Genomic DNA, 18,872 nt, shown 5'->3' with positions numbered 1-18,872 from the left:
GGCATCAGACGGACGCCGAGATGGTCTGGATCACGCGGTCGCGCTCCGCGTCTTCCCCGTAGGCGTCGAGGCGGATCTCGCCCGCGGCCAGGACGACGACCCGGTCGGCGATCTCGAGGATCTCGTCGACGTCGGCGGACAGGACGAGGACGGCGGCTCCTTCGGCGGCCAGGGCACGGGCGCGGCGGCCGATGTCGCGGCGGGCGCCGATGTCCACGCCTCGGAACGGTTCGTCCAGGATGAGGACACGGGGGTTCTCGGCGAGCCAGCGGCCGACGACGACCTTCTGCTGGTTGCCGCCGGACAGCTCCTCGACGGTGCTGTGTTCGTCCCGGGCGACGACGCCGAGCTGCTCGATGGTGGCGCGGCCGAGCGCGTCCTCCTTGGCGCGGCTCACGAGTCCCCCCGTGGAGAGCGACCTGAGGAACGGCAGGGAGATGTTCTGGGCCACCGACCAGCCGGGGACCAGCGCGTCCGCGTGCCGGTCCTCCGGGACCAGGTGGATGCCGCCGCGGATGGCGTCGGCCGGGCGGCGCGGCTCGTAGGGCTTGCCGTCCAGCTCGATGGTCCCCCCGGTGAAGGGTTCGGCGCCGAAGAGGCCCCGGGCCAGTTCGGTCTTGCCCGCGCCCAGCAGCCCGACGACACCGGTGACTTCGCCGGCGCGCAGGTCGAGGTCCTGGGGCGGGTGGCCCGCCAGGAGCGGGACGCCACGCAGGGAGAGGACGACCTCCCCGTGTTCGCCCGTGTGCTGCGGCCGGGCGGTGGTCGTCTCCTGAGCCTGGGCGAGCATGGCGCGCAGGGCGCTGTCCCAGTCGAAGGGCTTGACCTGGTCCTCGCTGAGACGGCCGTCCCGCAGGACGACCAGGCGGTCGGCGAGCGCGTCGATCTCGCCGAGGCGGTGGGAGACGTAGAGCACCGCGATGCCCTCCGACCTCATCCGTTCGACGAGCGCGAACAGGCGCCGCGCCTCGGCGGCGGAGAGCGCGGAGGTCGGCTCGTCGAGGACGAGGAGGCGGGGCCGGGTCGCCAGGGCCCGGGCCAGGATCAGCAACTGGCGGTCGGAGACGCCGAGTTCGGTGACGTCCCGCCTGAGCACGGCGTCGCTCCAGCCGAGGTCGAGGGCCGACTGGATCTCGCGGGCGCGGGCCAGCAGCCGGCGTCCGTTCAGGAACGGGTTGCCGCGCGTCTGGGCCAGCTCCTCGAAGACCAGGTTCTCCGCGACCGAGAGGCCGGGCACGATGCCCTCACCGATGCGCTGGTGCACCGTCTGGATGCCCAGCCGGCGGGCGGCGAGCGGGGAGTGGAGCGCGGCGGCCACGCCGTTCACGCTCACCTGTCCGCCGTGCTCCGTGTGCACGCCGGACAGGATCTTGATGAGCGTGGACTTGCCGGCGCCGTTCGCGCCGAGCAGCGCGACGACGCTGCCCGGCGCGATGTCGAGGGAGACGGAGACGAGCACCGTCTTGCCCCCGAAGGCCATGCTGACGTCGTGGAGGGCGACCGCCGCGCTCTCCACCGGTGCGTCAGTGGGCGACATTGGGGATCCAGTCCGCGGTGCTGACCTTGGAGAGGTTCAGCGCGGGCAGCGCCGTGCGCAGCTGGTCCATGTTCTCGATCTTGTTCTGCTTCAGGAAGTCCTGGGTGATGGCGACGGCCGGGAACTCGACCGAGGTGGTGTTCAGCTGACCGGCCAGTTCCAGGGCGGCCGTACGGACGACGGCGGCGCCGACCGCGGACGGGTCGGTGCCCGCCGTGGCGACCCACGGGCTGTCCTTGGCGGTCATGTTCTGGATGTCGGCGTTGGAGACGTCCGCGCCGAAGACCTTCACCTTGCCCCGGAGCTTCTTGTTCTGGACGGCGAGTACGGTGCCCTTGGCGAGCTCGTCGTAGGGGGCGAAGACACCGGTCACGTCGGAGTTCTGGGTGAGCGCGGCGGACACCAGGGGAACGTTGTCGGTGGCGGTGGAGTCGGTGACCTTGCCGACCTTGAACGCCTGCTTCCAGCCATGGGCGTCGGCGGTCTTCTTCCAGACGCTGTCGCGCTTGTCGAGGGCGGCGTACCCGGCGACGTTGACGTAACCGACCTTGGCGTTCTTGCCGAGGTCCTTCGCCATGACGTCGAGCACGGCCTGCGCCATGCTCGCGTCGTCCTGCTTGGTGCTGACGACGCTCTTGTTGGTGGTCTCGACGTCGTAGACGACGACCTTGATGCCCTTCTTCACCGCCTGGTCGATCTCGGGCTGGATCGTGGCCGGGAAGCCGTGGTCGACGATGATGGCCTGCGCGCCGGAGTTGATGGCCGAGGAAAGGTCGGTGGCCTGCTTGGCGTTGTCGGCCTGGGCGTCGTACACGGTCAGGTCGATGCCGAGCGCCTTGGCCTGTGCCTTGGCGCCGTTGCCCCACTGCTCGAAGTAGTCGCCGGCGCCGCTCTGCCGGACCAGGGCCACCTTCACGTCGCCCTTGCTGAACGGGGCGGGCTTCTTGCCGGTCGCGGCGGAGGCCGAGGCGGCCCGGTCGCCGGTGCTCTGCGAGGCGTTGGAGGACTGGGAGCAGCCCGCGAGGAAGAGCGCGGAGACGGAAGCGAGCGACAGCGCGGCGAGGGGGACGCGGGTGCGGGCGGTACGGGACATGAGGGCTCCAGGGCTGGGGCAAGCAGAATGAGCGAGGCGAAGAGGGAGTGCCGGTCCGGAGCGCCGGGGAGGAAACATGCCAGGGCGACATACGTCTCGTACACGGGCGGGCGCCTCGGGTTCACGGGGAACGCGCCGAGGGCGGGGCGTGGTTGAGCGCTCCGGGGGGGAGGTCAGCGACAGCGGGCTGTGGTCGACCGGAGCAAGTCCACGTACAGCCGCCGCACGAGCAGCAGCGTCTTCATAGGCAGATCATGTGAACGTTTCCAGCCGGCCGTCAAAGTATTGGACTTCGATTCTCAGTATGTGAAACACCCGCTTCGCCACACTCGGCCGATCACCGGGCGGGAGTTACCATCGCCGGACGACGTTGGACAGTGAGGCTTCCGATGACGACACCATGCGCGACAGCGATGCACCGCTGCACCGGCGCGGCGTGTCGCGGCTGACCACCGGCTCTCCCGCCTCCTGCACGCCGCCTTCCTCGTCTCTGGGCCGGGCACCGATGCCAGTCTCGGTATCCGGACATCCCATCCATCCCTTGGAGTTTCTCTCATGACCCTGCTGACGACCTGGCCCGAGTCCGGACCCGAGACGCTGGTGCGCCGCACCTCCGACCCGGCCGAGATCGCCGCCGCGCTCGCGCCGATCGGTGTGCGCTACGAGCAGTGGCCGGTCCGCGAGGACGTGCCCGCGGACGCGGACAGCGACACGGTGTTCGCCGCGTACGGTGCCGAGATCGAGAAGCTGAACGCGGAGGAGGGCTTCACGACGGTCGACGTCCTCGGGCTGCACCCCAGCGACGACCCCGAGTACCCCGCCAAGGCGAAGGGGGCGCGCGCGAAGTTCCTCCAGGAGCACACGCACGACGACGATGACGAGGTGCGCTTCTTCGTCTCGGGGTCCGGGATCTTCTACCTCCACGTCGGCGGCGAGGTGCACGCCGTGCTGTGCGAGAAGGGCGACCTGCTGGGCGTGCCGCGCGGTACGACGCACTGGTTCGACATGGGGACGTCGCCGTCGTTCACCGCGATCCGGTTCTTCCACGAGGAGGACGGCTGGGTCGGGAACTTCACCGGTGACCGGATCGCGGACCGCTTCCCGGACTTCGACACGATCGACGCGGGGTACCAGCGGGACCGGGCCACGGCGTGACGCTCCGGTTCGACGTGGACGCGGTGGTGCTCGACATCGAGGGCACCACGAGCGCCACGGGTTTCGTCGTGGACGTGCTGTACCCGTACTCCCGCTCTCGATTCGGAGCACTGCTCTCGGAGCGGAGCGGTGATCCGGCGGTGGCGCGGGCGACCGCGCAGGTGCGGGAGCTGATCGCGGAGCCCGACGCGGACGCCGCCCGCGTCGAGAAGGCCCTGAACGGCTGGCTCGACGAGGATCGCAAGGCCACCCCGCTCAAGACCCTCCAGGGCATCATCTGGTCCGAGGGCTTCGCACGCGGCGACCTCGTCTCGCACTTCTACGAGGACGTCGTCCCGGCGCTGCGCGCGTGGCACGCGGCGGGCGTACGGCTGCACGTGTACTCGTCGGGGTCCGTGGCGGCGCAGCGGGCGTGGTTCCGGTCCAGTCCCGAGGGCGATCTGCTGCCGCTCGTCGAGGGGTTGTACGACACGGAGAACGCGGGGCCCAAACAGGAGCCGGCGTCGTACGCGACGATCGCGGCGGCGCTGGGCAGCGCGCCCGACCGGCTGCTCTTCCTCTCCGACCGGCCCGGCGAGCTGGACGCGGCGCGGGCGGCCGGGTGGCGGACCGTGGGGGTACGCCGCCCCGGGGAGCCGTACTACGAGCAGGGCGTCGGCGATCACCCGCAGGCGGGGACGTTCGACGAGATCACCATCACGAGGAGCACCACATGACCGCCGAGACGCCGGCCCTCGACCTCAAGGAGGCGGGCGCGGTCCTGGCCGCCGAGTCGGCCCGCTTCGCCTCCTTCGGCTGGATGCGCGGCACGTCCGGCAACCTGTCCGTCGTCCTGAGCCGGGACCCGCTGCGGCTCGCCGTCACCGCGAGCGGGCACGACAAGGGTGAACTCACGCCCGACGACGTGGTGCTGGTGGACGGTTCGGGTGCGGCGGTCGCCGGCGGGAAGCCGTCGGCGGAGGCCGAGCTGCACGCGCGCGTGGCCGCGCTCACGGGTGCGGGGGCTGTCGTCCACGTCCACACGGTCGCGTCCGTGGCCATGGGGCGCCGGGAGCCCGGGGGCATCGTGTTCCGGGACCTGGAGATGCTCAAGGGCGTCGGCCTGCCCGCCCACGACGTCGAGGTCACCCTCCCCGTCATCGCCAACAGCCAGGACATGAAGGTCCTTGGCGACCGCCTGGAAGCGGCTCGCGACCCCCGTATGCCGGCGGTCGTCGTCGCGGGCCACGGCCTGTACGTCTGGGGCACGGACCCACGCCGGGCCCGCCATCACACCGAAGTGGTGGAGTGGCTGCTGGAGTTGGAACTGACGGGCCGCTGAGCCACCGCCTCGGGTGGACTCACCCGGGACGAAAGAGGTGGACCCACCCGGGACGAAAGCACCGCGTGAGTCCACCCCCTGCGGCTAGCGCAGGTGGTGGGCCGGGAGTTCGCCTGCCGATATCTCCAGCACCCCGCGCTCCGTCACCAGGCCCGTCACCAGGCGGCCCGGGGTGACATCGAAGGCCGGGTTGTGGCCTCGGGACCCGATGGGCGCCGTGCGTATGCCCGACCACTCCAGTACCTCGTCCTCGCCGCGGAGTTCGATGTGGATGTCGGCACCCGTGGCCGTGAACAGGTCGACCGTCGTGGTGGGGGCGGCCACCAGGAACGGGATTCCGGCGTCCGCGCAGGCGAGGGCGACCCCGACGGTGCCCACCTTGTTGGCCGTGTCGCCGTTGGCGGCGATGCGGTCGGCGCCGACGATCGCCGCGTCGACCTCGCCCCTCAGAATCGTTCCCGCGGCGGCACCGTCGGCCTGGACGTAGTGCGGGATGCCCTCCTGGACGAGTTCCCAGGCGGTGAGGCGGGAGCCCTGGAGGAGGGGACGCGTCTCGTCGGCGTACACGACCTCGACCAGGCCGCGCGCGTGCAGTTCACGGATGACGCCGAGCGCCGTGCCCCAGCCGGCGGTGGCGAGCGCACCGGTGTTGCAGTGCGTGAGCACCCGCAGCGGCCGGTCCGCCCCGGCCTTCTTGAGCAGCCAGTCCGCGCCGTACGCCCCCATCGCCCGGTTCGCCTCGACGTCCTCGCGCTGGACCGCCGCGGCCTCCGCGAGCACCGCGTCCAGTCCCTCGTCGAAGCGGGCCATCACCCGGTCGACGCACACCATGAGGTTGACCGCGGTCGGGCGCGCCGCACGGACGCGGGCCACGGCCGCCCGTGTCTCCTCGGCCGACCAGCCCTCGCGCTCGCCCTGCAACAGCGCGAGCGCCACCCCGTACGCCCCCGCCGCCCCGATCGCCGGCGCGCCGCGCACGACGAGCCGCTGGATCGCGTCCACCAGCCCGTCCACGTCACGGATCTCGCGGGTCTCGGTGCGGTGCGGCAGCACCGTCTGGTCGATGAGCGCGAGGCTGTTTCCGGTCCATTCGACGGCGCGAAGTTCCTGGGGCATAACGGGCACTCCTGATGTTCCGAAGATGCGCGACACCGTACATGACCATGGCGAACCACAGTTCGAGACAGTCGGACACGTGTCCTGAAACCGGTGTTACTCTCCAGCACCCGCAGCCCCCAGGCCGACGTGAAGGAGGACGTGTGCTGCTCACGATGCGCCGCTTCCTCGACTTCGGCCGGTGCGCCGCCGACGGCTGTCGTAGCTGACCGCAGTTCAGCTCCCGCCGTTCACCCCGAGCTCCACCCCCCTCACCGCTCCACCCTCTTCGCGCTGCCGCCCCCGCGTGCCCCGCCGCACCCACTGGAAGGTCATCCCCATGTCCCCCGTGTCCCGCAGAAGTCGCCGCCCCCTCCAGTTCGCCGCCCTCGCGGCGGGCACCGCGCTCCTCGCCACCGCCTGCAACGCCGCCGCCAAGGACAGTTCCTCCGAAGGCGCCAAGAGCGGCGGCAAGTCCTTCACCCTGGTCACTCCCGACGCCGTCGGGCAGAACGAGTTCCTGAAGCTCGCGGTCGACGGGGTGAAGGCCGCGGCCAAGGCACACGACGGGACGCAGAAGGTCTACGAGTCCTCCGACACCGCCTCGCAGCAACAGAACGTGCAGGCCGCGGTGGAAGCCAGGCCCGACGTCATCGTGCTGGTCGGCTTCGAGTTCGCCGACCTGGTCGCGCAGCAGGCCAAGGCCCACGCCGACCAGCAGTTCCTGATGATCGACGCGTGCACGACGAAGACGTTCAAGAACGTCGGTTGCGCGGTCTTCCGCGAGCACGAGGGCGTGTACCTCGCGGGCGCGGAGGCCGGACTGCTCAGCAAGAGCGGCAAGGTCGGCGCGGTGGACGTCCTCGACACGCCCCAGTTCCGGCGCTACAGCGACCCGTTCGCGGCCGGTGCCAAGAAGGTGGCCGCCAAGACGTCCACCTCGACGCGCTTCGTCGGCGGCCAGTCCCCGTTCGACGACTCGGCGCGCGCGAAGGAGCAGGCGAACTCGCTCCTGTCCAAGGGCACCGACCAGATCATGGCGGCAGCCGCGGCCGGCAACTACGGCGTCTTCGAGGCCGCGAAGGCCAAGGGCGCGTTCGCGTACGGCGTCGACGTCAACCAGTGCGTCTCCTCGCCCGGCACGGTCGTCGACAACGTGATCAAGCGCACGGACGTCGCCGTGGAGAAGGGCATCGACCAGGTCCTCGGCGGCAAGGCGGGCACGACCGTGTCGTACGGCCTGAAGGAGGGCGGCATCAGCCTGACCGGTCTTGAGGCCGGCGTCGACTCCTCCAAGTGCGTCATCGCCCAGCACAAGGACGTCCTGACGAAGGTCAAGGCACTGCGCGACCAGATCGTCGCCGGGGAGCTGAAGGTCGATGACCCCGCAGCGAGCTGACGTCGAGGCAGCCGTCGAACTCCGGGGAATCACCAAGCGGTTCCCCGGCACGCTCGCCAACGACGCCGTCGACCTGACCGTCCGGCGCGGTGAGATCCACGCGCTGATGGGCGAGAACGGCGCGGGCAAGTCCACGCTCATGTCGGTCCTGTACGGCATGGAGCGGCCGGATGCCGGTGAGATACGGATCGACGGTCGTACGGTGACCTTCGCGGACCCCGGTGCCGCCATGGCCGCCGGGCTCGGCATGGTCCACCAGAGCTTCAAGCTGTTCGACTCGCTGACGGTCGCCGAGAACGTCGTCTTCGCGGCCGAGCCGCGCCGCTTCGGTCTGGTCGACCGGGCGGCGGCCAGGCGCCGGGTGCGCGAACTCGCCGCGGAGCACGGCCTCGCCGTCGATCCGGACGCCCGGGTCGGCGACCTGCCGGTCGGGCTGCGCCAGCGCGTGGAGATCCTGAAGCTGTTGCACCGCGGCGCCCGTACGCTCATCCTCGACGAGCCGACCGCGGTGCTCACCCCCGCGGAGGCCGACGCCCTGTTCGCGGTGCTCAAGTCGCTGACCGCGCAGGGCCGCACGGTGATCCTTGTCACGCACAAGCTGCGTGAGGTCCTCGAAGGCAGCGACAACGTCACGGTGCTGCGCGACGGACGCGTCGTCGCCCGGCTGCGCACCGCCGAGACGACCGCCGACGAGATCGCCGCCGCGATGACGGGCCGCGCGGTCGAGCTGGACCGCGTGCACGCCCCGGGCACCCCGGGCGACGTGGTGCTGGACGTGGAGGATGTCACCACGGACGCGGTGCGCGAGGTCAAGCTCACCGTCCGCGCGGGCGAGATCGTCGGCATCGCGGGCGTCGCGGGCAACGGCCAGAGCGAGCTGATCGAGGCGCTGGCCGGACTGCGGCGGGTCACAGCAGGCCGGGTCACCCTGCGGGGCCGGGACATCACGCACGCCTCCGCGACCGAACGGCGGGCGCGAGGCCTCGCCTACGCACCCGAGGACCGGCACGCGGTGGGTACGGCGCCCGCCGCGTCCGTCGCGGACAACCTCGCGATGGGCCACCACCGTACGTCCCTCTCGTCCCGCGGGCTGTTGCCGCCCGCGGCCGTACGCGCCCACGCGCGGCGGCTCGTCGAGCGCTTCGGCATCAAGGCGGCCACGCCCGAGGTGCCCGCCTCCGCGCTGTCCGGCGGCAACCTCCAGAAGCTGCTGATCGGCCGCGAACTCGCCCACGAGGCACCGCTGTTGCTGGTGGAGCAGCCGACTCGCGGGGTCGACATCGGCGCCATCCAGAACATCCACGACGAGCTGATCGCCTACCGCGACGCGGGCCACGCCGTCCTGCTGGTCTCGGCCGAGCTCAGCGAGATCCGCGGGCTCGCGGACCGGGTGCTGGTGATGTACGAGGGCCGCGTGACGGCGACGTACCCGAAGGACGAGGCGGACGAACGGACGCTGGGGCTGGCGATGGCCGGCGGCGCGGCTCCGGTGGAGGTCGGAGACTGACATGAACCGAATAACGGGAGCACTCCGCTCCCCCGTCACCTTCTCCGTCCTCGCCGGCGTGATCATCGGCGCCCTCTTCCTCGTGGGCACCGGCGCCGATCCCTTCACCGCGTACGGTGCCGTCCTGAGCGGCTCTCTCGGCGCCGACGGCATCGGATCGACCCTGACCACCGTCACCAGCGTCCTCGGCCTGGCCCTGGCGCTGGCGATCCCGCTGCGCGCCGGGCTCATCAACCTCGGCGGGGACGGCCAACTGGTGCTCGGCGGGATGGCCGCGGCCGTCACCGGGCTGTACGCGCCACTGCCCGCACCGCTCACCGTCGTCCTCGCGCTCCTGGCGGGCATGGCGGCGGGCAGCGGGTACGCCGCCCTGGCCGCCCTGTGCGAGAACCACTTCGGGGTTCCGCTCCTGGTGAGCAGCCTGCTGCTCAGCTATCCGGCATCGTCGCTCGCCTCCTACCTGGCCCGCTATCCGCTCAAGGAGCCCGGCTCCAGCCTCCCGCAGACGCGGCAACTGCCGGACGGGGTCGCGCTGCCGGCCTTCGGCTCGTCGACCGTGACGGTCGGGCTGCTGCTGGTCGCGCTGGCGGCGGCCGCCTACTGGTTCACCGACCGGCGCACGGCGATCGGCTACGAGATCCGGATGACCGGGCTCAACTCCCGTTTCGCCGCGTACGCGGGCGTCGAGCGCAGGGGGCTGACGCTGCGGCTGATGGCCACCTCGGGCGCGCTGGCCGGGCTGGTCGGCGCGATCGGGGTACTGAGCTTCCCGTACCGCTTCCTCGACGGGGCTCTCACCGCCCCCGGCTACACCTGGACGGGCCTGACCGCCGCGCTGCTGGCGGGCGCGGCCCCGCTGGGCACGGCGGTGGCGTCGTTCTTCTTCGCCGTGCTCCAGGTCGGCGGGCTCTCGATGGAGCGCACGACCGAGGTGCCGCGTGAACTGACGCAGGTGCTGCAGGCCATCGTCATCGTGTTCCTGGCGGCCCGGCTGCGCTTCCCGCGCGGCCGGCTCCGGAAGAAGGCTGCTGTCTGATGTTCTTCGACTCCGATCTCCTCATGTCGGCGTTGCGCGCGCTCACCCCCATCCTGCTGGCCGCGCTCGGCGGCGCGCTCTGCGAACGGGCGGGCGTCTTCAACATCGGCCTCGAAGGCATGATGCTGATGGGCTGCTTCACGGCCGTGACCACGAGCTGGTTCACCGGCAGCCCCTGGCTCGGCGTCCTCGCGGCCGCGCTCGCCGCCGCCGCGTACTCCCTGATCCTCGCCGTCGGCGCGGTGACCCTGCGCGGGGACGCGGTGGTTGTGGGCATCGCCATGAACCTCCTCTCCGTCGGCCTGACCAGCTTCCTGCTGCGTACGGTCTTCGGTGTGCAGGGCACCTTTGACGATCCGTCACTGGCCGGGCTGCCGTTGGTCGGTGGCTTCTCGCCACTCGCCTATCTGGCCTGGGCCGCGGTCGCGGTGGCCACGCTGATGCTCTCGCGGCACGTGTGGGGACTGCGCCTGCGCGGGGTCGGCGAGGCACCCCAGGCCGCGGCGACCCTCGGTGTCAGTCCTGCCAAGTACCAGTACGCCGCCGTACTCGTCTCGGGTGTCCTGTGCGGGCTCGCGGGGGCCCAACTCGCCCTCGGCAATGTCACGTTGTTCTCCGAGAACATGACGGCGGGGCGCGGGTGGATCGCCGTCGTCGCGGTCATGCTCGGCCGCGCCCTGCCTCTCGGCGTCCTGCTCGCCGCGCTGCTCTTCGGCCTCGCCGAGGCCGCCGGCTTCCGTCTGCAGGGCCTCGGCCTGCCCCAGCAGGCGACCGATGCCGCGCCGTACGTCGTCACGCTCGGCGCCCTCTTCCTCACGACGGCCCGCCGCCGTCGCCGTACCACCCCCGCTGGAGCCGTCTCATGACCCAGGACCTGCTGCCCATCACCCGGATACCCCGCACCGGTCTGGCGCCGTCCGCCGTAGTCGTCGGCGACCCGGCGCGCGCCGCGGCCGTCGCCGCCCTGCTCGACGGCGTCGAGGAGGTCTCCTACCACCGTGAGTACCGTGTGTTCAGCGGGAGTTGGAAGGGTCTGCCGGTCACCGTCGCCTCACACGGAGTCGGCGCGCCGGGCGCGATCCTGCTCTTCCAGGAGCTGGCCGACGCGGGCGTCACGACCTTCCTGCGGTTCGGCACGGCCGGGGCGATGCGCCCGGGCATCGGGGACGGCGATCTCGTCATCGCGGAGGCGGCCGTACGGGACGACGGGGTGACCCAGCAGCTTCTGCCGCCGGAGTACCCGGCGGTCTCGTCCCCCGAGGCGGTGTTCGCGCTCCAGCGCGCGGCCCGCGCCGCGGACACCCCGCACCACCGGGGTCTCGTGTGGACCCGGGCGGCCTTCCAGCCGGGCTTGATCCCGCTGACCGCCTACGACAACGCGGGCCTCGCGGCGATCGAGATGGAGCTGTCCGCGCTGCTGGTCACCGCGTCGCTGCGCGGTCTCGTCGCGGGCGGCGTGCTCGTGATCGACGGCGCGAACGCGGACGAGCTGGTCGACGAGGAGAACACCGGCGGCTACAACCCGCACCGCGACGTCGTCGCGACGGGCGTGGAGCGCGGTGCGGTGGTCGCGCTGGAAGCACTGCGTCTGCTGGCGGAAGAGCGGGCGTGCGCCGCATGAGCGAGCACGCCGATCTGCTGGTCCACGGCGGGGACGTCCTCACCGTCGACGAGGCGGGCACCTTCGTACGCTCCGGCGCGGTCGCGGTCCGCGACGGCGAGATCCGTGAAGTCGGCGCCGCCGAGGAGCTGCGCACGCGGTACGAGGCCGCCGAGACCCTCGACGCGACGGGCTGTCTCGTCCTGCCCGGCCTCGTCAACACCCACACGCACCTGGCGATGACGCTGCTGCGCGGCCGCGCCGACGACGTCACGCTCCAGGGCTTCCTGGAGCGGGTGCTGCGCTGGGAAGCGGAGTTGCTGTCGCCGAAGAACGTCGCCGCTGGGGTGCGGGCCGCGATCGCCGAGAGCGTACGGGCGGGGGTCACTTCGGCACTCGACATGTACTGGTTCCACGAGGTGGCCGAGCGGGTCGCCCGGGAGGCGGGCTGGCGGCTGCACACCGGGCCGACCTTCATGGACGTACCGGACCCGGCGGACGGCATCGCGTACGAGGACCGGATGGCGTGGGCCCGCCGTGACCTGGCCGATCGCACGACGGCTCGGCCCGGCACCCGACCCGTCCTCTTCGCGCACTCGACCTACGCGCTCTCGCCCGATCAGCTCACCGGCATCGCCGCGCTGGCACGGGAGTTCGGCGCGCTGCTGCACATCCACGCGGCGGAGAACGCGACCGAGGTCGCCACCGTCGAGGTCCGCCACGGCAGTCGGCCCGTGGAACTGCTCGACTCACTCGGCCTGCTCGGACCCGATCTGCTGATCGCGCACGCCGTGGATCTGACGGGTCCCGAGATCGCGGCCCTGGCCCGCACCGGCACCTCCGTCGCGCACTGTCCGGTCTCCAATCTGAAACTCGGCTGCGGCATCGCTCCGGTGCCACGCCTGCTGAGCGCGGGTGTGACGGTCGGGCTCGGCACGGACGGAGCGGTCAGCTCGAACACGCTGGACATGCTGGGGGCGGTGCGGCAGGCGGCCCTGGTCCACAAGGCGGCCGGCGATCCCACGGCGGTGGGCGCCGAACAGGCGGTCCGGATGGCGACCCTCGAGGGTGCCCGCGCGCTGGGCCTCGGCGACCACCTGGGCTCCCTGGAGCCGGGCAAGCGCGCCGACCTGATCGTGCTCGACCTGAACGCTCCCCATGTGCGGCCGGTGCACAACCCGTGGTCCACGCTCGCCTACGCCGCGCACTCGGCGGACGTGCGGGACACCGTCGTCGACGGCAGGATCCTGATGCGGGACCGTGTGCTCACGACGCTCGACGAGGCCGCCGCCCTCGCCGATCTGGAGGCTCTCGCCTGATCCGCCCGTGGATTGTGTGTCCGTTCGGCCTGGTGACCCCACATAATGGCCCAAGACATCGGATGACTCAGCGCCATCCGGAGTGACAGGGAGGTCGGCCATGGCAGTCACCGATGAGGCGATCGAGAAGATCAAGGGCATGATCGTCTCCGGCACGCTGCGCCCCGGCGACCGGCTTCCCAAGGAGAGCGAGCTCGCCGCCGACCTCGGCCTGTCCCGGAACTCCCTGCGGGAGGCGGTGCGCGCGCTCTCGCTGATCCGCATCCTGGACGTACGGCAGGGCGACGGCACGTACGTCACCAGCCTGGACCCCCAGCTCCTCCTGGAGGCGCTGAGCTTCGTCGTCGACTTCCACCGGGACGACACGGTGCTCGAGTTCCTCGCCGTGCGCCGGATCCTGGAGCCCGCCGCGACGGCGATGGCAGCCACGAGGATCAGCGAGCAGCAACTGCACGCCCTGACCTCCCAGCTGGACGCGCTGGGCGCCGCCCCCTCGGTGGAGGAACTCGTCGCCTGCGACCTGGAGTTCCACCGGGGCATCGTGCAGAGTTCCGGGAACTCGGTCCTGTGCTCGCTGCTGGACGGCCTCTCGGGACCCACCACCCGGGCCCGGATCTGGCGCGGCCTCACCCAGGAGGACGCGGTCAGCCGCACCCTGCACGAGCACCGGGCGATCCTGTCCGCCCTGCGGGACCGCGACGCGGAGGCGGCCCGCTCGTGGGCGACGGTGCACATCGCGAGCGTGGAGCAGTGGCTGCGCAGCACCCTGTAGAAACAGCTCGGATGACTCGGGGCCGGTTCATGGCGGCGATCACGAGTGTTTCCGGCCCCTCGGTGGGGCAGTGATCCGTTCACTCCCCCGTGCAAGGGGGCTGCGGAGGTCCCCTTGGCACGCCGTAAGGTTGGGGCGTACGTAAGGGGCACGTCGGAAGGAGGCGCTGGGTGATCGAGCTCGAGGGGGTTCCCGAGCTGATCGACCCGGTCATGGTGGCCGCGTTCGAGGGCTGGAACGACGCCGGCGACGCCGCCTCCACCGCGGTCGCGCATCTCGACAGGGAGTGGAAGGGCGAGGTGTTCGCGGCGCTGGACGCCGAGGACTACTACGACTTCCAGGTGAACCGCCCCACGGTGTGGCTGGACGGCGGGGTCCGCAAGATCACCTGGCCGACCACGCGCCTGTCGGTGGTCCGGGTCGGCGGCGAGAAGCCGCGCGACCTCGTGCTGGTCCGCGGGATCGAGCCGTCGATGCGGTGGCGCTCGTTCTGCAATGAGCTGCTCGGCTTCGCGCACGAGCTGGGTGTGGAGCTGGTGGTGATCCTGGGCGCACTGCTCGGTGACACCCCGCACACACGTCCGGTGCCGGTCAGCGGGGTCACCTCCGACCCGGACCTGGCCCGCACGATGGACCTGGAGGAGACCAAGTACGAGGGCCCCACGGGCATTGTCGGCATCCTCCAGGAGGCGTGCACGCACGCGGGCGTACCGGCGGTGTCACTGTGGGCGGCCGTACCGCACTATGTGTCGCAGCCGCCGAACCCGAAGGCGACGCTGGCCCTCCTCAACCGTCTGGAGGACCTGATCGACCTGCGGATCCCGCTGGGCGAGCTGCCCGAGGACGCGCGGGCCTGGCAGCTGGGCGTGGACCAGCTGGCCGCCGAGGACAGCGAGGTCGCCGAGTACGTGCAGACGCTGGAGGAGGCCCGGGACACCGCGGAGCTGCCGGAGGCGTCGGGCGAGGCGATCGCACGCGAGTTCGAGCGCTATCTGCGGCGGCGGGACGGCGGTCCGGCAGGCCCGGCCCCCGGCGGACACGCCACGGCCGACGGCAGCGACAGCTCCTCGTATCTGCGGGACAACCCCGGCGGTCGTCCGAAGCCTCCGAAGTCCCCACGGCCGGAGACCGGCACCGAGGACGAGGACTCCCCGGAGGACTGATCCGCCCGATCGGACAGATCGGACAGATCGGCCAGATCGGATGGATCGGGCCGGGCAGACGGAAGCCGGACTGACGGAAGGGGCGGTGCGCACCTGGCGCACCGCCCCTCCGCGTTCAGTACCCCGCGGCCTTCTCGCGTCAGCGTTCGACGGCGATCACGTCGTACGGGGTGTCCGGCGTCGGGGTGGTCGTGAACCGGGCGTTGGGCAGGTACAGGCGGTCCCCGTACGCAGCCACGGTGGTCGGCACGTCGAGGTCCGGGTCGGTGAGGCGGTGTTGGAAGACGCCGCTGCGCCCGTCGGGCGAGAGCCGGAAGACGTCGATCGCGTTCTGCATGTTCTGCACCACGTACAGCGTCCGGCCGGTGAGCAGCAGCCCGTCGCCGTTGACGAGGGGCGCCGCGTCGCCGAGGTCGACGAGCCGGGTGACTCCGGTCCTCGGGTCGACCCGGTGCAGGGCGCCGACCCCGGTCTGCACGACGAGCAGGGCGGCACCGTCCGGGGTCCACGTGATCCCGTTGGCGTTGATCGTGGCGCCGGGCACCTGGCTCCAGTCGCCGCCCAGGGGGAGCCGTACGACGTCGGCCGCGTCCGGCAGGGCGCCGCCCGGGCCGAGCGGCAGCGCGTACAGCGTGGGCTGGTAGGAGTCCGTGAACCAGACCGCGCGGGGGGTCAGGACCACGTCGTTGACGAAGGTCTCGGGCTCCGTGGCGAGGACGTACGACGCGAGTTCGGCGCCGGTACGGACGTCCACCACGCGGGCGCCCGTACCGACCGTGGCGATGAACAGCCGCCCCCTGCCGTCGAGTTTGAGCCCGGCCGCCGCCGTACCCGGCCCCGGGGCGATGGTCCGGCCCTGTCCGGTGCGCAGATCGGCGCGGTAGACCGAACCGTCGGCTATGGATCCGAGGTAGGCGTACGGACCGCCGCCTATGGTGATGCCCTCCGGGCGGATGCCGTTCGGCAGATGTATGACGGTGGGTAACGACTTCCCTGCTGCCCAGGCCGGGCCGGCCGAGGACCCGGCGAGCGCGGCGCCGGCGGTCGCGGCACCGGCGGTGAGCAGTCTTCGGCGACTGAGGCGGTCTTCGAACGAACGGTGCGTGGATGTCACGGTGCGTCCTTCCGGGCGGGACCGGGAGTTGACCGGTCCAGCGATCAACTGTCCCTGCCACCCCACCACATGACACCTGACTCCGCAGCCTTTGGCCTGTTTGCTGCGTGACATCTGTTTCAGGACGGATTGCACAGGTTTCCCCATTCAACTTGATTTCAAACCGAGTTGGCGAAGCCGGGGTGGACGAGTCGCCGTGGGCGTGCCAGGTTGTGCCTCGAAGGCACGGCCCGGGGACGGGACATGGCAGCACCCGCAGGACCGAACCGAGAGGAGCGGTACGCGATGACCGACCAGGTACAGCCGACGCAGGGCCCGGGAACGGCCGGGCCGGGACCCGACGGAGCGGGGTTCACCTACCGGGGAGCCGAGCAGGAGCTGATCGTCGTCGCACGCCCCGAGGCCCGGCTGCGCGCCGGCGCCGAGGGCGTCCGCTCGGCGGCGGGCTCGGACGTGTCGGCCCTCAACATGTTCCTCAGTGACGAACAGCTCGCCCTGGAGCCGCTGTTCGGCGGCGAGGAACGACTGCGGCAGTCCGAGGCGGCGGACGGCGGGGGCGGAAACGACCTCGCGCTCTTCTACCGGGTGCGCGGCGTCGAGAGCCGCGCCCAGGAGCTGCGTTCACGGATCGCCGCGCTGCCGGAGATCGACACGGCGTACGTGAAGCCCGGCGCCGTCCCCGCCGCGGTGGGGTCGGCCGGGCGGACCGCACAGGACTCGGCGGGCCCGGACGACGGCCGCCGGACGAAGGAAGGGGCGCCGGTCACCCCGGACTTCACCAGCCGCCAGGGCTATCTGCGGCCGGCGCCCGAGGGCATCGACGCCCACTGGGCCTGGCAGCGGCCGGGCGGTACGGGCCAGGGCGTGACGGTGATCGATGTGGAGGGGGCGTGGCAGCTGGGCCACGAGGACCTGGCCGCGAAGCTCGCGGGCGTGGTCGTCGGCACCCCGCTGACGGACCTCGCCTGGCGCAACCACGGCACCGCCGTCATCGGGGTGATCGGCGGCGACCGCGACGAGCGCGGGATCACCGGCATCGCGCCGGACGCGGTGACCGCGGCCGCGTCCTTCCAGGGCATGGGCACGGCGGCCGCGATCCACGCGGCGGCCGAACGGCTGAGCCCCGGTGACATCATCCTGGTCGAACTGCACGCCCCAGGGCCGCGGTTCGACTTCGAGGAGCGCGACGACCAGCAGGGGTACATCGCGATCGAGTGGTGGCCCGACAACTTCGCGGCCATCCGGTACGCGACCGCCAAGGGGGTGCTCGTCGTGGCGGCCGCGGGCAACGGCGCCGAGTCGCTCGACGACGCGGTGTACGAGCGGCGCCCCGCCGAGTTCCCCGCGTGGTGGCGCAACCCCTTCAACCCCGCCAACCCGTCCTCCGGCGCGGTGCTGGTCGGCGCGGGCGCACCGCCGCCCGGCACGCACGGCCGCGACCACGGCCCGGACCGCTCCCGCCTCGCCTTCTCCAACTACGGGGCGCGGGTGGACACACAGGGCTGGGGGCGCGAGGTCACGACCACCGGCGGCTTCTGGGACCGGCCCGGCGATCTGCAGGGCGGTGCCGAGGAGACCGGCTGGTACACGGACACGTTCTCCGGGACCTCCTCCGCCTCCCCGGTGGTGGTCGGCGCCCTGGCCGCGCTGCAGGGCATGCTCAAGGCGGCGGCCCAGGAACCGATGTCCCCGGAGCGTGCCCGCGCGGTGCTGCGGGCCACCGGCTCCCCGCAGCAGGACGCGCCGGGCCGACCCGCCTCCCAGCGGATCGGCAACCGGCCGGACATCAAGGCGGCGGTCACCCGTCTGCTGCCGGAAGCGGTCGGCTCGGGCCAGGCCGAACGGTACTGGGACGAGCTGCTGCCGTACCCGCGCGAACTCCCGCCCAGGCTCCGGCTGTTCGTGGCCGGTGACTGGCGCAACCTCAACAACCCCTCCCCCGAGATCCGTCAGGCGGTGCACTCCGCCTTCGCGGGCGGACGGCCCGACGTACGCGTCTGGTTCTCGGAGGACGAGATCGTCGGCCTGGTGGTCACGGGCTGACGTATCCGAGGGCGTAGCCGCAAGTCAACGATTCGATGATTCACGGAAGGTGGCACCCATATGAGCACCACCCCGCAGACGAGTCAGCAGCAAGGGCACCAGCAGGGCATCCAGCAAGGCATCCAGCTGGGGCAGCAGGGACCGAGCACGGCGCCGCCCCAGCAGTTCGGACAGCAGCAGCCCATGGCGTTCGGACCGCAGATGCAGCAGCCGTTCGGACAGCTGCACAACCCGCAGCAGCACATCCCGCTGCAGCAGATTCCGCAGCACCTCCAGCAGCAGCTCCAGCAGATGGGGCAGCAGCAGCCGTTCCAGCAGCTGCTCCAGCAGCTCGGCGGGCAGCAGCAACAGCAGCAGGCGCAGGTCCTGACGAGCGGGATCGCCCAGCACTTCTGGGACGTGGTCACCCCGCTCCCCGGCCAGCCGTCGATCCTCTACCTGTTCATCGACAACGCCTGGCGCCCGCTGGTGAACCCCAACCAGGTCACCCACGACGAGGTCCAGCAGGCCTTCGCCTACGGGCAGCAGGTCATCGGCGTCTACGACGCCAACAGCAACGCCGTGCAGGCCGTCATCGTGAACAAGTGACGCTCTGAGAACGAAGAACGAAGGGGCGCCGGGGGGGTCGCCCCCCCCCCGCCCCCCACCGAAAGGAGGGAAAAAAAGGGCACGCCCCCGAGGGGGTCCACGCCGCCCCGGGCCACGCCGGGGGGGCCCC

General features: G+C 71.7%; 17 protein-coding genes. 13 read left to right on the top strand and 4 right to left on the bottom strand.

What is annotated here, in order from left to right:
* Positions 1 to 4: 4 nt before the first annotated feature.
* The gene (locus ACFVWD_RS02090; RefSeq protein WP_389593382.1) at positions 5 to 1,537 is read right to left on the bottom strand and encodes a sugar ABC transporter ATP-binding protein; all 1,533 of its coding nucleotides are present in this window, start codon (positions 1,535 to 1,537) and stop codon (positions 5 to 7) included.
* A complete protein-coding gene (locus ACFVWD_RS02085) occupies positions 1,524 to 2,630 on the bottom strand; it encodes a substrate-binding domain-containing protein (RefSeq protein ID WP_389593381.1) in 1,107 nt (368 codons plus the stop codon). The genes ACFVWD_RS02090 and ACFVWD_RS02085 overlap by 14 nt, the downstream gene beginning before the upstream one ends.
* 555 nt (positions 2,631 to 3,185) lie before the next feature.
* On the opposite strand from ACFVWD_RS02085, the gene ACFVWD_RS02080 reads away from it, so the two are divergent.
* Genes ACFVWD_RS02080 through mtnB form a run of 3 tightly spaced genes read left to right on the top strand, consistent with a single transcriptional unit; the run spans position 3,186 to position 5,106 of the window.
* Complete coding sequence (locus ACFVWD_RS02080) at positions 3,186 to 3,785, top strand: cupin domain-containing protein (protein ID WP_099923546.1); 600 nt, start codon at positions 3,186 to 3,188, stop codon at positions 3,783 to 3,785.
* A complete protein-coding gene (gene mtnC / locus ACFVWD_RS02075) occupies positions 3,782 to 4,501 on the top strand; it encodes an acireductone synthase (protein WP_389593379.1) in 720 nt (239 codons plus the stop codon). The genes ACFVWD_RS02080 and mtnC overlap by 4 nt, the downstream gene beginning before the upstream one ends.
* Positions 4,498 to 5,106, top strand: a complete 609-nt coding sequence (mtnB, locus tag ACFVWD_RS02070; protein ID WP_075027707.1) for a methylthioribulose 1-phosphate dehydratase — start codon at positions 4,498 to 4,500, stop codon at positions 5,104 to 5,106. The genes mtnC and mtnB overlap by 4 nt, the downstream gene beginning before the upstream one ends.
* 84 nt (positions 5,107 to 5,190) lie before the next feature.
* Here the strand turns inward: mtnB and mtnA are convergent, their stop codons facing one another.
* The gene (gene mtnA / locus ACFVWD_RS02065) at positions 5,191 to 6,222 is read right to left on the bottom strand and encodes an S-methyl-5-thioribose-1-phosphate isomerase (protein ID WP_389593377.1); all 1,032 of its coding nucleotides are present in this window, start codon (positions 6,220 to 6,222) and stop codon (positions 5,191 to 5,193) included.
* A 328-nt stretch (positions 6,223 to 6,550) separates the two neighbouring features.
* Here mtnA and ACFVWD_RS02060 point away from each other — a divergent pair, with 328 nt between their 5' ends.
* The 8 genes from ACFVWD_RS02060 (at position 6,551) to ACFVWD_RS02025 (ending at position 14,997) form a co-directional block, all read left to right on the top strand.
* Positions 6,551 to 7,600, top strand: a complete 1,050-nt coding sequence (locus tag ACFVWD_RS02060; protein WP_389593543.1) for a BMP family ABC transporter substrate-binding protein — start codon at positions 6,551 to 6,553, stop codon at positions 7,598 to 7,600.
* Positions 7,581 to 9,107 carry an ABC transporter ATP-binding protein gene (locus ACFVWD_RS02055; RefSeq protein WP_389593375.1) on the top strand — a complete coding sequence of 509 codons (1,527 nt, stop codon included), beginning with the start codon at positions 7,581 to 7,583 and terminating at the stop codon, positions 9,105 to 9,107. Before ACFVWD_RS02060 ends, ACFVWD_RS02055 begins: the two co-directional genes overlap by 20 nt.
* 1 nt (position 9,108) lies before the next feature.
* Complete coding sequence (locus ACFVWD_RS02050) at positions 9,109 to 10,143, top strand: ABC transporter permease (protein WP_389593373.1); 1,035 nt, start codon at positions 9,109 to 9,111, stop codon at positions 10,141 to 10,143.
* Entirely contained in the window at positions 10,143 to 11,009 is an 867-nt protein-coding gene (locus tag ACFVWD_RS02045; RefSeq protein WP_389593371.1) for an ABC transporter permease, read from the top strand. Before ACFVWD_RS02050 ends, ACFVWD_RS02045 begins: the two co-directional genes overlap by 1 nt.
* A complete protein-coding gene (locus ACFVWD_RS02040; protein ID WP_389593369.1) occupies positions 11,006 to 11,764 on the top strand; it encodes a nucleoside phosphorylase in 759 nt (252 codons plus the stop codon). Before ACFVWD_RS02045 ends, ACFVWD_RS02040 begins: the two co-directional genes overlap by 4 nt.
* Complete coding sequence (locus tag ACFVWD_RS02035) at positions 11,761 to 13,062, top strand: amidohydrolase (RefSeq protein WP_389593542.1); 1,302 nt, start codon at positions 11,761 to 11,763, stop codon at positions 13,060 to 13,062. Before ACFVWD_RS02040 ends, ACFVWD_RS02035 begins: the two co-directional genes overlap by 4 nt.
* Before the next feature lie 100 nt (positions 13,063 to 13,162).
* The gene (locus tag ACFVWD_RS02030; RefSeq protein WP_389593368.1) at positions 13,163 to 13,834 is read left to right on the top strand and encodes a FadR/GntR family transcriptional regulator; all 672 of its coding nucleotides are present in this window, start codon (positions 13,163 to 13,165) and stop codon (positions 13,832 to 13,834) included.
* A 170-nt stretch (positions 13,835 to 14,004) separates the two neighbouring features.
* On the top strand, positions 14,005 to 14,997 hold the full coding sequence (locus tag ACFVWD_RS02025) for a PAC2 family protein (protein ID WP_384906303.1): 993 nt from the start codon (positions 14,005 to 14,007) through the stop codon (positions 14,995 to 14,997).
* Positions 14,998 to 15,136: 139 nt separating this feature from the next.
* On the opposite strand, the gene ACFVWD_RS02020 is transcribed toward ACFVWD_RS02025, so the two are convergent.
* Entirely contained in the window at positions 15,137 to 16,111 is a 975-nt protein-coding gene (locus ACFVWD_RS02020; RefSeq protein ID WP_389593366.1) for an SMP-30/gluconolactonase/LRE family protein, read from the bottom strand.
* A 285-nt stretch (positions 16,112 to 16,396) separates the two neighbouring features.
* On the opposite strand from ACFVWD_RS02020, the gene ACFVWD_RS02015 reads away from it, so the two are divergent.
* Together ACFVWD_RS02015 and ACFVWD_RS02010 are read left to right on the top strand one after the other, a co-directional pair.
* On the top strand, positions 16,397 to 18,154 hold the full coding sequence (locus ACFVWD_RS02015; RefSeq protein ID WP_389593365.1) for a S8 family peptidase: 1,758 nt from the start codon (positions 16,397 to 16,399) through the stop codon (positions 18,152 to 18,154).
* 60 nt (positions 18,155 to 18,214) lie between these two features.
* Positions 18,215 to 18,742: a hypothetical protein gene (locus tag ACFVWD_RS02010; protein ID WP_389593364.1), complete on the top strand. Its 528-nt coding sequence runs from the start codon at positions 18,215 to 18,217 to the stop codon at positions 18,740 to 18,742.
* Positions 18,743 to 18,872 lie beyond the last annotated feature (130 nt).

The organism is Streptomyces sp. NPDC058086, from assembly GCF_042885015.1.
GTDB lineage: Bacteria > Actinomycetota > Actinomycetes > Streptomycetales > Streptomycetaceae > Streptomyces.
Note: the sequence above shows the minus strand (reverse complement) of the source record. Positions and strands in the feature narration are given on the sequence as shown.

Bases quoted from the DNA above. Each gene is read 5' to 3' on its own strand.
- ACFVWD_RS02085 (WP_389593381.1), bottom strand. From the start codon at position 2,630: ATGTCCCGTACCGCCCGCACCCGCGTCCCCCTCGCCGCGCTGTCGCTC.
- ACFVWD_RS02035 (WP_389593542.1), top strand. From the start codon at position 11,761: ATGAGCGAGCACGCCGATCTGCTGGTCCACGGCGGGGACGTCCTCACC.
- ACFVWD_RS02030 (WP_389593368.1), top strand. From the start codon at position 13,163: ATGGCAGTCACCGATGAGGCGATCGAGAAGATCAAGGGCATGATCGTC.
- ACFVWD_RS02040 (WP_389593369.1), top strand. From the start codon at position 11,006: ATGACCCAGGACCTGCTGCCCATCACCCGGATACCCCGCACCGGTCTG.
- ACFVWD_RS02015 (WP_389593365.1), top strand. From the start codon at position 16,397: ATGACCGACCAGGTACAGCCGACGCAGGGCCCGGGAACGGCCGGGCCG.
- ACFVWD_RS02010 (WP_389593364.1), top strand. From the start codon at position 18,215: ATGAGCACCACCCCGCAGACGAGTCAGCAGCAAGGGCACCAGCAGGGC.
- ACFVWD_RS02080 (WP_099923546.1), top strand. From the start codon at position 3,186: ATGACCCTGCTGACGACCTGGCCCGAGTCCGGACCCGAGACGCTGGTG.
- ACFVWD_RS02050 (WP_389593373.1), top strand. From the start codon at position 9,109: ATGAACCGAATAACGGGAGCACTCCGCTCCCCCGTCACCTTCTCCGTC.
- ACFVWD_RS02045 (WP_389593371.1), top strand. From the start codon at position 10,143: ATGTTCTTCGACTCCGATCTCCTCATGTCGGCGTTGCGCGCGCTCACC.
- ACFVWD_RS02055 (WP_389593375.1), top strand. From the start codon at position 7,581: ATGACCCCGCAGCGAGCTGACGTCGAGGCAGCCGTCGAACTCCGGGGA.
- ACFVWD_RS02090 (WP_389593382.1), bottom strand. From the start codon at position 1,537: ATGTCGCCCACTGACGCACCGGTGGAGAGCGCGGCGGTCGCCCTCCAC.
- mtnA (WP_389593377.1), bottom strand. From the start codon at position 6,222: ATGCCCCAGGAACTTCGCGCCGTCGAATGGACCGGAAACAGCCTCGCG.
- mtnB (WP_075027707.1), top strand. From the start codon at position 4,498: ATGACCGCCGAGACGCCGGCCCTCGACCTCAAGGAGGCGGGCGCGGTC.